This is a genomic window from Nitrosomonas sp. (genome assembly GCA_031316255.1).
Taxonomy (GTDB): domain Bacteria; phylum Pseudomonadota; class Gammaproteobacteria; order Burkholderiales; family Nitrosomonadaceae; genus Nitrosomonas.
Genome location: JALDQW010000001.1, coordinates 767807 through 783137, shown reverse-complemented (window position 1 = coordinate 783137; position 15331 = coordinate 767807). Strand labels below are relative to the sequence as shown.

Sequence of the window (15331 nt, the reverse complement as noted above, 5' to 3'; positions counted from 1 at the left end):
CTTATAGTAACTTGAAAGTTAAATGTTGTAATGCAAGGCCAGTCCCCGTTCTCGTTATTCGAGATGTCGCGTTACTAATTCAAAAAGTTCATGCGGATTGTTGGTCGTTCCCTGAGCCCCCCTTTTGTCAGCTTCTCGCTTGTGCTCAGGGGCATTTGAACCTGCGTAGATAAAAAATGGGGTTTCTCTATCTTTTTCTCTCAAGGCTTCAAGCAGAACATAGCCTTCCCGTGGCCCCTCTTTTCGTCCCATGTCCGAGATAATGGCGGAAAACTTTTTGCGCTTAAGAACTTCTAGCGCCTCATGCGTAGAGAGTGCCAATGTAAACTCGATACCGAGTGCCTCAAAAGCTTGTCGTTCTAAGACATTGTTGTTTGGACGATCATCTACCCAGAGAATAGTATACGGTTGGCGTGCTGAGTGCCGGTGACTTGATCGGGTGACAGCGCCTACAACGCTCTCCGCGGCCCGTGAAAAGTCCTCGGGTTCACTTGGTTGGCCGTCTGATTTTGCCTTGGCAGAGGCCAGTGCTACTGCACTCGCGATTATCTCCTTAAGATCATCTGCACTCATCTGTCCAACTTGCTGTTCGTGAGATTCTTCTGAGTTCCGAATTTCCGCGTCCCTGATCTCGCTAGCCAGTGCATCCCACTGTCCATTGCGATGATCTCTAAAGTCGAGATATTGTATCGCCTCAAGGCGAGGATGGACTTCACAGTCTTGATGGAGAATGGGTATAACCTTCTTTTTCTTACCCAGAGCAAATCCCCATTCGTAGGTGACGTACGAAGACATGCATGAGGCCGGGGTCAAAATTACGATCATTGCATCGGATTGAGAAATGCCTCTATCTATGGAACTGCGCCATTCTTCACCACCTCTGAGATTGCCGGCATCAAGCCACACGGAAATGCCTTGTGCATCCAGCTTCATCATTGCGAGATCAGCAAAAACAGCGTCTTTTGTGGAATAGCTAATAAATACTTTGGGCATCGTCTTTCTTGTCATCGAACAAATGATTATATAGTAAATCGCCCCGGTTTTTCCGAAAACTTCATGGTTTTATTACAGGGTGAGACCCCTTTGGCGACAGCGGTGATGGCTTTATTCTCCGGCATCTAGCGCGTAGCGCGAAGGTCAATGAGGTGAGTTTATGAACCCCAACACGTAAGGTACAATAAACATAGTGCATTACACCAGTGGGTGAATGATATGGCACATGCTTTTTAGTTATTGCACCCAATCGAGCTATAGTAACTTTAAAATTAAATGTTGCAATGCAAGACCAGTCCCCTTGTTATTTGCTTGCGTACCTTCCAAGCTAAATTGACGAGCTGCATCAATTATCTCATTGACATAATTAACACATTTACTTGCTGAAACCACTTCAAAAGGAAATAGTATAAGAAAGATAGTTATAAGGATTGTTGCACAAACCAATCAATACCTCCTATTTATGATAGTAAACGTTGGGGTGCGCAAAGCTTACTCCAGTCTACCGCACTCTTCCGCTTCTCGATCTTTCTTTTCTAAGATGAGCACTTTCTTTATTGTTGAACGATACAGCAACCAAGTAATAAATAAAGAAACAATGCATGTCGGTACGAACGTTGCAGCAATGAGCCATGGCCAAGTGGCCAGCCATTCAGGTAGGCAAGCCTCATCAGTTGGCGATGCCAAAGCGCCGATGACCTGTAGGAGAAAAGCTCCAACAAGCAGCAAAGCGCCAACCACATATTGGGCTCGCTGAGCAGTCAATGAGCGGGCCACTGGTTCACTGAAATCCCAGTATGGAACGGACTGAAGCATAATGGTTTTCGAGGTATTCAGTACGTTTCCGATACAGAAGAAAACGGCCGCCACGAAGCCGACCGTTGCCGCGATTAGGGTTATTGCTAGCTGTTCGGACATCAATACACCTCTAACTAGAATCAGACAAACCGTAAAAAATCATATTTATTTGTATAAAATATTTTGCTAATAAAATTAGCATTCATATACAGATAATCACTCACAAGTAAAAATTTATAACAACCAAAAATTTCGTAGATGAACTATTAAAGCTAAATCTGAAAATTTATTCATTCACCACTTTCTTTTCTCTGCTTGGATAACAACTCATCACAACCGCCTTCAACCAATCCCCAGCCGTCGGTGAATACGGCAGAATTTCGGGTTCAGTATCGGATGTATCGAACGCCAGCCGGTTTAAATGCTGCTGTTTCCAGTCCAGCCAGACTTTCCGGGCTTCGTCGGTAGTTTCGCAGGTGCACAGCACCACGCCATCTGCGGTCATGAGTGTGGCCATTTTGTTGGGCCATTCCTTGATATAACAAAACATAAATACTCCTTTAATGTTTTTTGATACAGCGCAAGTGTAGTTGTCAATTGTTAAAATTTTATTACAGACATGATTTTGTTATTTGAATCATTTTGTTAATTGTTAATTTGCCGTTTGTTCTAATCCGTTTTTCCGACCATTTTTTCAGGGACGACCCAGGCATCGAACTGCTCGGCGCTGACGTAACCGGTGGCAATCGCGGCGGCTTTAAGCGTTGTTGCTTCGCGGTGCGCTTTTTTGGCGATTTCAGCGGCCTTGTCGTAGCCGATATGCGGATTCAGTGCGGTGACGAGCATCAGCGAGTTATGCATTAAATGGTCGATGCGCTCACGATTGGCTTCGATGCCGACGGCGCAATGGTCGTTGAAACTGGTGATGCCGTCAGCGAGCAGGCGCACGCTGTGCAGGAAGTTATGGATGATCAGCGGTTTCATTACGTTGAGTTCGAAATTGCCCATCGCACCGCCCATGTTGATCGCAACGTCGTTGCCCATGACCTGGCAGCACAGCATGGTCATGGCTTCCGACTGGGTCGGGTTGACTTTGCCGGGCATGATCGAGCTGCCGGGTTCGTTTTCGGGGATTTTCAGTTCGCCGATGCCGCAACGCGGGCCCGATGCGAGCCAGCGGATGTCGTTGGCGATTTTCATCATCGAGGCGGCCAGCGTTTTCAATGCGCCATGCGCATGGACGAGTGCGTCATTGCTGGCCAGCGCTTCAAACTTGTTTGGTGCGGTGACGAATGGCAGTTTGGTCAGGTAAGCAATTTCATCGGCGACACGTTTGGCAAATTCCGGATGCGCGTTCAGTCCGGTGCCGACGGCGGTGCCGCCGAGCGCGAGTTCGTACAAATGGGGCAGGGCAGCCTCGGCATGCTTTAGGCCGTGATCGAGTTGCGCGACATAGCCGGAAAATTCCTGTCCGAGCGTGAGCGGTGTGGCGTCCTGCAGATGCGTGCGACCGATTTTGACGATGTCTGAAAACGCTTCGGCTTTTCCGGCCAGCGTGCCGCGCAGCAGGTTGATAGCGGGTATCAACTGGTGGTGGATGCCTTGCACCGCGGCGACATGCATCGCCGTCGGAAACACGTCATTGGACGATTGTCCCTTGTTGACATCGTCGTTGGGATGCACCTTGCGATCCATGCCGCGTTCGCCGCCGAGCAGTTCCGATGCGCGGTTGGCGAGTACTTCGTTCATGTTCATGTTGGTCTGCGTGCCCGAACCGGTCTGCCAGATGACCAGCGGAAATTCGTCGTCATGCTGGCCGCCGATGACTTCATCCGCCGCCTGGATAATCGCCGCAGTGGTCGCCGCGTTGAGCAGGCCGAGTTCATGGTTGACGGTGGCGGCGCTTCGCTTGACCTGCGCCAGTGCCTGTATCAGCGCGGGCGGCATCTGTTCGCCGGAAATCTTGAAGTTCTCCAGCGAGCGCTGCGTCTGCGCGCCCCACAGCGCGGTTGCGGGCACTTGCACGGCGCCCATGGCGTCACGTTCTTCGCGGTAGTTCATTGCGTACCCCTCTTACGTTTCTGAATTTCTGGTTGATCGGGTTAATGTTTGAATGCGTCATGAGCGCAGCAGTTTCAAGGCAAAAATTAACGAAAAAGCGGCGTTTACAAACAGTAAATGAGCATTTTGAGTTAATTTTTAACGCCGAAACTGCAAGCGCAATAGCATTCATCAATCCCAGGAGAGTGCGCCTCCGGTCTGATACTCAATCACCCTCGTCTCAAAGAAATTCTTCTCTTTTTTCAGATCGATCATCTCGGACATCCACGGGAACGGATTGTTCGCATCCGGGAACAGGGTATCCAGGCCGATTTGCTGGCAACGGCGGTTGGCGATATAGCGCAGGTATTCCTTGAACATCGGCGCATTCAGACCGAGCACGCCGCGCGGCATGGTGTCTTCCGCGTAGCGGTATTCCAGGGTAACGGCCTTGCGCATCAATGCGAGAATCTCCTCACGGAAAGCCTTGGTCCAGAGGTGCGGGTTTTCCATTTTGATCTGGTTGATAACATCGATGCCGAAATTGCAGTGCATCGATTCGTCGCGCAGAATATATTGGTATTGTTCAGCTGATCCCGTCATTTTATTTTGCCGCCCAAGCGCCAGAATCTGTGCAAAGCCGACGTAAAAGAATAGGCCCTCCATAATGCATGCAAACACGATCAGGCTTTTGAGCAGTTGCTGATCGGTTTCCGTCGTGCCGGTTTTAAAGTCCGGATCGGTCAGTGTATCGATAAACGGAATCAGGAATTCATCCTTGTCGCGGATGGATTCGATTTCATGATAAGCATTGAAAATTTCGCCTTCGTCAAGACCGAGCGATTCGACAATATACTGGTACGCATGGGTATGAATCGCTTCTTCAAACGCCTGGCGCAACAAATACTGGCGGCATTCCGGGTTGGTGATATGGCGATAGGTGCCGAGCACAATGTTGTTGGCTGCGAGAGAATCGGCGGTGACGAAGAAGCCCAGGTTGCGTTTGACGATGCGGCGCTCGTCCTCGGTCAGGCCGTTGGGGTCTTTCCACAACGCGATATCGCGGCTCATGTTGATTTCCTGCGGCATCCAGTGATTGGCACAGGCGGAGAGGTATTTTTCCCAGGCCCATTTATATTTGAACGGCACCAGTTGATTGACATCGGCGCTGCAATTGATGATTTTTTTGTCTTCCACCCTGACACGGCGTTGCTGACTGCCCGCGACAGGCGCATCGCCGGTGTTGTTGGCGGCATTATCCACTTGAACAGCCGTTGCTTCTGAAGTGCCATCATTCGCATAATGACTGCCGGCAGGTAACGGGTCATTGAACAAGGGACCGGCAAGATTACCGGGGTTTGCGGGATTTACGGGTTTTTTCGTTTGCGTTGGCTCGTCTTCAAATATCAACATGCTTTTTACTCCTTTTCTTGAATTCTTTCTTTGATCACAGTTACGCCGGTTAGACTATTGGCAGGATTCACAGCTTTCGTCGTCAATGGCGCAGTATTTGATTTCGGCCGTTGCCGCCAGATCGCCGTCGCTGGAAATGCCGCCATTCACGGGTACGGCGTTGAGCGAGCCCGCCTGCACCGTGGATTTTTCCGCAGCTGTCGCACCCATAGAGCGCAGGTAATACGTCGTTTTCAAACCGCGCAGCCAAGCCAGTTTGTATGTTTCATCGAGCTTTTTGCCGGAAACGCCCGACATGTAGATATTGAGCGACTGCGCCTGATCAATCCATTTCTGGCGCCGCGCGGCAGCTTCGATGAGCCAGCGGGGGTCCATTTCAAAAGCGGTGGCGTACAGTGCGCGGATTTCGTCCGGAATGCGGTCGATCTTGCTGATTGCGCCGTCAAAATATTTGAGGTCGGCGATCATGACCTCATCCCACAGATTGCGCTGTTTCAGGTCGCTGACCAGCGATTTGTTGGCAATGGTAAACTCGCCGGACAAATTGGATTTAACATAGAGATTCTGATAGGTCGGCTCGATACTTGCCGATACACCGATTATATTGGAAATCGTCGCCGTCGGCGCGATCGCCAGGCAGTTGGAGTTGCGCATGCCGTGTTTTTTGATCTGCTTGCGTAATGCCTCCCAGTCCAGCGAGGTGGACAAGTCCGCTTCGACATAACCGCCGCGTTCTTCCTCCAGCAGACTGAGCGATTCGTGCGGCAGAATGCCTCTGTCCCACAGACTGCCTTTATACGTGCTGTAGCTGCCGCGTTCTTTGGCAAGTTCGCTGGAAGCCCAGTAAGCTTCATAGGCGACGCTTTCCATCGAGCGGTCGGCGAATTCGACGGCCTCGACCGAAGAATACGGGATGCCTAAACGGTGCAGGCAATCCTGAAAACCCATAATGCCCAATCCAACCGGACGGTGCCGCAGGTTGGCATTTCTTGCTTTGGGTACGGCGTAGAAATTGATATCCACGACATTGTCAAGCATGCGCATCGCCGTGCGGATAGTGCGCTTGAGTTTGTCCTTGTCGAGCTCGCCGTTGTTCAGATGTGCGACCAGATTGACCGATCCCAGGTTGCATACGGCGATTTCCTTGTCGCTGGTGTTGAGCGTGATTTCCGTGCACAGATTGGAGCTGTGCACCACGCCGGCATGGTTTTGCGGCGAACGCACATTGCACGGATCCTTGAAGGTGATCCACGGATGGCCTGTCTCAAACAGCATATTGAGCATTTTGCGCCAGAGCTGTACTGCAGAAATTTTTTTGTGCAATTCAATTTCGCCACGCGCCGCCTTGTCTTCGTAAGCCAGGTACGCTTGCTCGAACTGGCGGCCGAATTTTTCGTGCAGATCGGGGACTTCTGACGGCGAGAACAGCGTCCATTCGCCATCTTCCATGACGCGTTTCATGAACAGATCGGGAATCCATGTGGCGGTATTCATGTCATGCGTGCGGCGGCGGTCGTCGCCGGTGTTTTTGCGCAATTCCAGAAATTCCTCGATATCCAGATGCCAGCATTCCAGATAAGCGCAGACCGCACCTTTGCGTTTGCCGCCCTGATTGACTGCTACAGCAGTATCGGAGACTACTTTAAGGAACGGCACGACCCCTTGCGATTTGCCGTTGGTGCCCTTGATGCGCGAACCCATCGCGCGTACCGCCGTCCAGTCATTGCCAAGACCGCCGGCATATTTGGAAAGCAATGCGTTTTCCTTGATGGCTTCATAAATACCGTCGAGATCGTCGGATACGGTGGTGAGATAGCAGGAAGACAGTTGCGAGCGGCAGGTGCCGGAGTTGAACAACGTTGGCGTCGAGCTCATGAAATCGAAGCTGGACAAGACATTGTAAAATTCTATTGCGCGCGTTTCACGGTCGATTTCATTAAGCGCCAGTCCCATGGCGACGCGCATGAAAAATGCTTGCGGCAGTTCGATGCGCTTTTCCTTGATATGCAGGAAATATCGGTCATACAGCGTTTGCAGCCCGAGATAGTCAAACTGCAGATCGCGGTCGGCCTGCAGGGCTTTGGACAGCTTTTTCAGATCGAACTGGGCAAGCCGGTCGTCGAGCAGCCCGGCCTCAATGCCTTTTTTGATAAAGGACGGGAAATATTCGGCGTATTGCGACTGCATCGCTTCGTGAGAGACTTCTTCGCCAAGCACTTCCGCGCGGATGTTGTTCAACAGCAGGCGCGCGGTGACATAGCCGTAGGCGGGTTCTTTTTCAATCAGGACGCGCGCCGACATAATTGCTGATTTTCTGACTTCCTCAACAGTAACACCGTCGTAGAGTTCGCGAAGCGTAGCCTTGAGAATCAAGGATGGATTGACGGCATCGCCCAGGGCGGTGCAGGATGACTCGATCAAAGCAGTCAACCGGGCCAGGTCGAGCGGTATTCTTTGCCCTTTATCGGTAACATAAAGTGTTTCTTCCTGGGTTTTTGCAGCAGTCTTTTCCTTTAATTTGGCCCGCTCGCGTGCACGTTCTTCACGGTACAGCACATAGGCGCGCGCGACATCATGTTCGCCGGAACGCATCAGCGCCAGCTCCACCTGGTCCTGAATATCTTCGATATGGAATGTGCCGCTTTCTGGCTTGCGGCGCAACAATGCGCTGACGACATCCTGGGTCAGGCGCGTTACGAGTTCACGAACACGAACGGATGCAGCACCCTGACCGCCATCGACTGCAATAAATGCTTTGGTCATGGCGACAGAAATTTTAACCGGTTCAAATGCGACGACCGCACCATTACGGCGAATAATTCTATAGTGCGAATATTTTTCCTGATCGGTATGAATATCCGGAAAAACACTGTGTTTGGAAATGGGTTGCTGGGCTGAAGTTTCTGTGACTAGCTGCATTGTTTTCGATTCTCCCTGTATCATTGGTATGAGATAAACCGCTATGATTCCAACGCGTTATCAGGATAATATCAAGCGAAATCTGAAAATCCAGAAAACGGCTAAAACCACAATATATAGTATCTGTCGTTCAGAGATACGTAATGGGTAGTATATAAATTAAAGTATTTTTGTCAAATATTTTTTGCAATTTTTGTTTGCGGGGGCGAAATTTAAGGGTTTCGAACGGCCTGATCATGTGTTTTGTGATCAAGGAGATAATGTGAGACAAACCGGAAATCCAGATTAGAAATGACTGAGTGGTTTTTTTGGCAACAGTAGCATTAAAATCTATAGTGTTGATTATCTTTGTGGAGGCAATCGATGTATCCCGATCAATGGCACTTGCTTAAAACCCGGCGTTTTCTGCCGCTTTTTTTGACCCAGTTTCTGGGGGCGTTTAATGACAATATGTTCAAGAACGCGCTGGTTATATTGATTACCTACACAGTGGTTACGCAATCGTTGCTGAGTCCGCAAATCATGATCACCATAGCCGCAGGTATTTTTATTCTGCCATTTTTCCTGTTTTCAGCCATTGCCGGTCAGATTGCGGATAAATACGACAAGGCGCGTCTGATCCGCATGATTAAGTTGGTTGAGATTGTGTTGATGCTGGGCGCGGCGCTGGGTTTTTATTTGGAACAAACCTGGTTGTTGATGCTGATTTTGTTTTTGATGGGTACGCAATCGGCTTTTTTCGGTCCGCTTAAATACGGTATTTTGCCCGATCAGCTGCAGGAAAATGAATTGATTGGCGGTAATGCGCTCATCGACAGCAGTACATTTATTGCAATCTTGTTGGGTACTATTTGCGGCGGCCTGCTGATTATGATGGAAAGCGGCGCTCTGATTATTTCAATTGTCGCGATTGCTGTCGCTGTACTCGGGTTGATCAGCAGTTTATCTATCCCACCGACAAATCCGGCGGATGCGGCCTTGAAAATCCGGTATAACTTTTTGCATGAAACCAGAGCCGTTATCCAGCAGGTGCGCCGGTATCCCATTATTTTTCGCGCTATTTTGGGAATCTCGTGGTTCTGGTTGTTCGGCGCGAGCTTCTTATCGCAGCTGCCAACGTTTACCAAAGAGATTATCGGCGGCAATCAACAGGTTGTGACGCTTTTTTTAGCCACGTTTACTGTCGGGATAGCAATAGGTGCATTATTGTGTAACCGGTTACTCAAGGGGGATGTGGTTGCAACGTATGTGCCTTTGGGTATTCTGGGGATGACCGTGTTTACCGTGGATATGTTTTTAGCCAGTAGCCAATTGGTGGGTGGCGATGCAGAAACATTAATCGGGGCCGGTCTTTTTCTGGAATCGGTTACCCATTGGCGTATTCTTTTTGATGTGCTGGGCATCTCAATCTGTGGCGGTATATATATAGTCCCGCTTTACGCGATTATCCAGGATCGCGCGGAGAAATCGCATATGTCGCGCACGTTTGCCGCGAACAATATCATGAATGCTTTGTTCATGGTGGTTTCTGCCACGGGTATCAGCATTCTGCTTGCGAATGATTTTGCCGTGATCGACGTATTTCTGATGATCGCCATTATCAATGGTATTGTGGCGATTTATATTTCCAGTCTGTTGCCGGAAGATTTGGTCAAGTCTGTTCTGCGCTGGATTTTCCATGTCTGTTACCGGCTGGAGATCAGAGGCGAGGAACATTTCCATAAAATGGATGGCAAAACCATTATCGTTGCCAATCACTTGTCATTTCTGGATGCGGCGTTGATTGGCGCAAGTATTCCGTATCATGTCAGTTTTGCGATTAACACCTATATCGCCAGGCGTTGGTGGTTGCGGCCTTTCCTGTTTCTGGCCGATACCATTGCGGTCGATCCGGGAAGTCCCATGTCGACACGGGTGTTGATCGACCGGGTCAAAAAAGGGCGCAGAATTGTGATTTTCCCGGAAGGCCGGTTAACCGTTACCGGCTCGCTGATGAAAATCTATGAAGGACCGGCAATGATCGCGGATAAAACCGCAGCACGGGTGCTGCCGGTTACCATTTCCGGTGCGCAGTATACGCCTTTTTCCAGGTTGCGCGGCAAGGTGCGCATCCGCATGTTTCCGAAAATTATCCTGACAGTAATGCCGCCAGTGCAATTTAATTTGCCGGACGATCTTCGCGGCAGGAAGAGACGTCAATTGGCGGGTATCAAGCTCTATGATGTCATGTCCACCATGATGTTCCAAAGTAACAGTCTGCGTCAGACCGTGTTTCAGTCATTACTTGATGCCGGCAGGATTCATGGCGTCCACCATATTATTGCCGAGGATGTGGAACGCAAACCGGTTACCTATAGGCAACTCATTTTTCGCAGTTTTGTGCTGGGTGCGGTATTGAGTAAGCATGCCGGCAGAAATAAAGCTATCGGTGTTTTGCTGCCGAATATGGTTGGCACACTGATTTGTTTCTTCGGTTTGCAGGCTTATGGCCGGATACCTGCAATGCTGAATTATTCCACCAGCGAAAAAAATCTGCTTTCCGCGTGCAAAACAGCGGTCGTGGCTACCGTGATTACTTCCAGACGCTTTGTCGTGATGGGTAAGATAACGCATTTAATTGAAAATCTGGAATCCCATCAGATTAAAATTGTTTATCTTGAAGACCTGGCGCGTCAAATTTCCATTCTGGACAAGATAAAGGGCTCGCTGGCCTATCTGATGCCGCAAACAGTTTATCGGTTCATGAATAAAAACCCCGATTCAGATGAAACAGCGGTGATTCTGTTTACGTCGGGCTCGGAAGATGTGCCCAAGGGCGTGGTGCTCAGCCATAGAAATATCCGGGCCAATTGTTTTCAGGTTTCTTCGCGGATTGATTTTGGTCCGACTGATATTGCATTTAATGCATTGCCGGTTTTTCATTCGTTCGGATTGACAGCGGGGACGCTTCTGCCTGTTTTGGCGGGTATCCATACCTTCCTTTACCCTTCACCCTTGCATTATCGCATTATTCCGGAACTCGTCTACGATACCAATGCAACCTTGATGTTCGGAACCGATACATTTCTTTCCGGATACGCGCGGTTTGCGCATGCGTATGATTTCCAGAGTGTCCGTTATGTTTTTTCAGGTGCGGAGAAGTTGCGCGAGGAAAACCGCAAGCTCTGGGCGGAAAAATTTGGCGTGCGTATTTTTGAAGGGTATGGCGCAACGGAAACAGCGCCTGTTCTGAGTCTCAATACACCGATGCATAGCCGGCCCGGTACGGTCGGCCGCCTGCTACCAGGCATTACGCATCGGCTGGAAGCGATACCGGGCATTGAAGATGGTGGCAAGCTGCTGGTCGCAGGGCCTAATATCATGAAAGGATACTATCTGTCAGATCAACCGGGTGTGCTGCAATCACCGGATGACGGCTGGTACGATACAGGCGATATCGTATCGATTGATGAAATGGGTTACCTGATCATTAAAGGCCGAGTCAAACGTTTCGCCAAAATCGGCGGAGAAATGATTTCGCTGACCGCTGTTGAAAGCTATGTCAATCAACTGTGGCCGGACTACAGCCATGCAGTTACGCACTTTCCCGATCCGCGGAAAGGGGAGCAAATTATTCTGGTGACAACTACGCCCGAGATGCAGCGTGAAACGCTGGTCAGCTATGCCAGACAAAATGGCATCAGTGAGTTAAGCATACCAAGAGTGATTTTAAAAATTGATGAAATTCCATTGCTGGCGACGGGGAAAGTGGATTATGTGGCGTTGCGCGAATGGGTTGAATCTAGGTTCAATATCGGCTAAAGCTATTTGGGAGAATTTCGATTCTCCGCTGGTTGTATCGTTTTGTCAGGTGTTGTGTTGGATATGTTTGCTTTGTTCCTGTTGCTGCAATGCCCACATGCGGGCGTAAGTCTGATTGGCAGCAAGCAATTGAGCATGCGTGCCTTGTTCAATGATACGGCCGTTTTCCATGACCAGGGTCTGGTCTGCGTCGGCGATTGTGGAGAGGCGGTGGGCGATGGTCAGCGTAGTGCGGTTTTTGGCGATACGCTTGAGTTCGGCCTGTATCTGTTTTTCAGAACTGGAATCCAGTGCCGAGGTGGCTTCATCGAAAATCAGGATAGCCGGATTTTTTAAAATGGTGCGCGCGATGGCAACACGCTGTTTTTCACCGCCTGAGAGTTTTAGGCCGCGTTCGCCGACGATAGTCTCATATTTTCCCGGTAGGCTTTCGATGAAATCATGGATATGCGCCGACTTTGCCGCAGCGTAGACTTCTTCCGTGGTGGCATCGGGGCGGCCATAGGCGATGTTGTAATAAATACTGTCATTGAACAGTACGGTATCCTGCGGGACGATGCCCATAGCGGCCCGTAGACTTTGCTGTGTGACATCGCGGACATCCTGATTGTTGATATGTATGGATCCCGACTGTACATCGTAAAAGCGAAACAGCAGACGCGCGAGCGTGGATTTTCCGGAACCACTCTGACCGACAACTGCTATATTTTGATTGGCTGGAATATTAAAACTGACATCAAACAGTATCTGGCGGTTGGCATCATAGCCAAAATTGACATGGTCAAAGCGTATGGCCGGATTATGCGCATCCAGTGTCTGGGCGTTTGATTTATCTTGGATTTCCCGATTCTCATTGAGCAGCGAAAACATCCGTTCCATATCTGCGAGAGAGTGTCTGATTTCCCGGTAGACAAAGCCCAGAAAATGCAACGGCATATACAATTGCAACAGATACGCGTTGATCAGAACCAGGTCGCCTATGGTCATGGTGCCCTCGATGACGTGATCAGCTGCCAGAAACATCAGTAACGTGATACCCACGGCGATGATAGCGCTTTGACCGGAGTTTAAAGCGGCAAGTGAAACCTGGTTACGGATAGCGGCTTTTTCCCATGTTTGCAGATTTTCATCATAGCGTCTGCTTTCCCATGCCTCATTGCCGAAGTATTTGACTGTTTCATAGTTCAGCAGGCTGTCTATTGCCTGGGTGTTTGCTTTTGAATCCATGGTATTCATGGTGCGACGGAAAATCATGCGCCATTCTGTGACAACCAGAGTCAATGCAATGTAGGCCAGCAGCGTGATAAAAATAATGCCGGCAAACCGGATGTCATATTGATTGATGAGAATTGCCATGACCAGACTGATTTCCAGTATTGTTGGCAGGATGTTGAACAACATGAAATTCAACAGAAATGAGATGCCGCGCGTGCCGCGCTCAATATCCCGGGAAACGCCACCAGTTTGCCGCTCAAGGTGGAAACGTAACGACAGCGTATGCAAATGCCCGAATACTTTATTGGCAATGCGTCGAATAGCCCGTTGTGTTACTTTGGCGAATATGGCGTCGCGCAATTCACCGAATAGCGTGGTGCACAGCCGTAACAGGCCGTAACTGACCAATAAAAAAACAGGCAGCATCAGCATGTCCCGTGGCTGGTTCAAGGCATCGACAATATCTTTTAACACCAGAGGTACAGAAACGCTGGCCAGTTTTGCCAGTACCAGCAGACTCAAAGCCAGGATAACCCGTGTCTTGAATTCCCATAAATAAGGCAGCAGCGTGGTTATGGTTTTCAGGTTTTTGTGCGTTGATGAAAATTCTTTTGGATTGTTTGTTTGCATCAGGGCAAGATGGTAGGAGTGCTTTAGTTTATACCTGAAAGAGCGGCTTCAAAAAAAGAATTTACCGGTAAGAATATTGAAGAAAGTGTTACATTAACCATAAGTAACCGACAGAACAGCTGATCAATGCAGCCAATCCAAGAATACACCAAATCAACATGAGCTTGCCTGGGCGGTGCTGCTCCGGAATTGATTTGTCGAACATCGCTAATGTATTGAGTATGGCCAATACGGGTGCAGCCACAAATGCGATGACCGTGGCAATTTTGACCATGTCACTCATGGACGGCATGAAAAAGAACAGCAACGAAAGCGTTCCGGCAATGGTGATCAACAGCCAAATGATATATATGGATCGATTTGTGCGATGCTGGAATCTTTGCGGTGATATCAGTTCGAGTGACATGCCGATGGTGCGCGGAAATGCGTCAAGCAGTGTTAAAGTCGTGCTGAACATGGTGGTCAGTGCAGCAATCGCAACAATCGGGTAGGCCCAGTCGCCAAGTGCTTGTTTATACATATCCAGTAATTGTTCGGCAAATGCTGCGCCGCCAGGTGCAAATTCAACACCGCTTCCATACATAACCAGTGCACCGAGTGTCAGAAAGCATATCGCCAGAAAAGCGGTTCCAATAAAGCCAACGCGGAAATCAAATAGCGCCTCTTTCATATTGGCGACTTTGCCTTCATTTTCGTTTTTGCTCTCCGACCAAACCGAGTGCCATACAGAAATTTCTATCGGAGCGGGCATCCAGCCGAGGAAAGCGGCAAGAAATAAAAGATGGGCGGCATCCGTGATATCGAAATGAATAGTGCCATTCGAATAATGCCCTGGATTGTCAAAGAGTAGCGCAATTACGGCGACTAGGGATGTTACGGACAGCACCAGAATAATAATTTTGATCAGTCTATCCAGCAAAATGTATCGTCCGCTGGCCAGTAACGTAAAACAGATAATCAGTATCAGACTGCTGATTATCGCTGCAACAACTTGTGGTTCGTGGCCACCGAGTTCTTCAAGTCCAAAAATATGTGTAAACAGCCCTGCTGTAACAACGGTTACTGCCGCCTGAACGATGAGCATGGTTGAAATAGTCATCAGCAAATAAACCCAGACTGCCCATACACCCAGCTTGTGGTAGCCATGTAAAATATTTCTGCCTGTAGCAGCGGTATAGCGCGGACCAAATTCAAAGAAGGGATATTTAATGAGATGAATAATGACAATGGCGATCAATAGGTCAAATCCAAACATGCCTCCGGCGCGCGTGGATTGCACTAAATGCGAAACGCCAACAGCTGCACCTGCGTACAGTAATCCCGGCCCAAGTTTTGAAAGCAAATTATTGAAAAGTTTTTTATGGATTGTCATGTTGTTGTTACTTTGTGAATGATGGGTATTTTATTGATCAGGTGATTGACTTGGAACCCGGTTGTAAACAAAGTAGTCACCCATGTGATATTTGAAAATGTCACGGTAAATGATAAGGTATTATGAATGTATTAATAAATCGAATTCTGG

General features: G+C 49.0%; 9 protein-coding genes. 1 reads left to right on the top strand and 8 read right to left on the bottom strand.

All coding sequences use genetic code 11. From position 1 onward, the window contains the following. Positions 1–54: 54 nt before the first annotated feature. From MRK00_03620 to MRK00_03595, 6 genes are all read right to left on the bottom strand, one after another. Complete coding sequence (locus MRK00_03620) at positions 55–1008, bottom strand: TIR domain-containing protein (protein MDR4516463.1); 954 nt, start codon at positions 1006–1008, stop codon at positions 55–57. Between the two features lie 477 nt (positions 1009–1485). Then, positions 1486–1911, bottom strand: a complete 426-nt coding sequence (locus MRK00_03615) for a hypothetical protein (protein ID MDR4516462.1) — start codon at positions 1909–1911, stop codon at positions 1486–1488. Between the two features lie 166 nt (positions 1912–2077). Beyond that, positions 2078–2341, bottom strand: coding sequence for a hypothetical protein (locus MRK00_03610; protein ID MDR4516461.1), 264 nt, complete (start codon positions 2339–2341; stop codon positions 2078–2080). Positions 2342–2460: 119 nt separating this feature from the next. Beyond that, entirely contained in the window at positions 2461–3852 is a 1392-nt protein-coding gene (gene fumC / locus MRK00_03605; GenBank protein MDR4516460.1) for a class II fumarate hydratase, read from the bottom strand. A gap of 171 nt (positions 3853–4023) precedes the next feature. Beyond that, positions 4024–5244 (bottom strand): ribonucleotide-diphosphate reductase subunit beta, encoded by a 1221-nt coding sequence (locus MRK00_03600; protein MDR4516459.1) that lies wholly within the window; start codon positions 5242–5244, stop codon positions 4024–4026. A 54-nt stretch (positions 5245–5298) separates the two neighbouring features. Then, a complete protein-coding gene (locus MRK00_03595) occupies positions 5299–8163 on the bottom strand; it encodes a ribonucleoside-diphosphate reductase subunit alpha (protein MDR4516458.1) in 2865 nt (954 codons plus the stop codon). A gap of 363 nt (positions 8164–8526) precedes the next feature. Between MRK00_03595 and MRK00_03590 the strand changes: the two genes are divergently transcribed. Further along, complete coding sequence (locus tag MRK00_03590; GenBank protein MDR4516457.1) at positions 8527–11964, top strand: acyl-[ACP]--phospholipid O-acyltransferase; 3438 nt, start codon at positions 8527–8529, stop codon at positions 11962–11964. Between the two features lie 45 nt (positions 11965–12009). Here MRK00_03590 and MRK00_03585 read toward each other — a convergent pair whose 3' ends face one another. Together MRK00_03585 and MRK00_03580 are read right to left on the bottom strand one after the other, a co-directional pair. Further along, on the bottom strand, positions 12010–13809 hold the full coding sequence (locus MRK00_03585; GenBank protein MDR4516456.1) for an ABC transporter ATP-binding protein/permease: 1800 nt from the start codon (positions 13807–13809) through the stop codon (positions 12010–12012). A gap of 88 nt (positions 13810–13897) precedes the next feature. Then, positions 13898–15181 (bottom strand): divalent metal cation transporter, encoded by a 1284-nt coding sequence (locus MRK00_03580; protein MDR4516455.1) that lies wholly within the window; start codon positions 15179–15181, stop codon positions 13898–13900. Between the last annotated feature and the right edge of the window lie 150 nt (positions 15182–15331).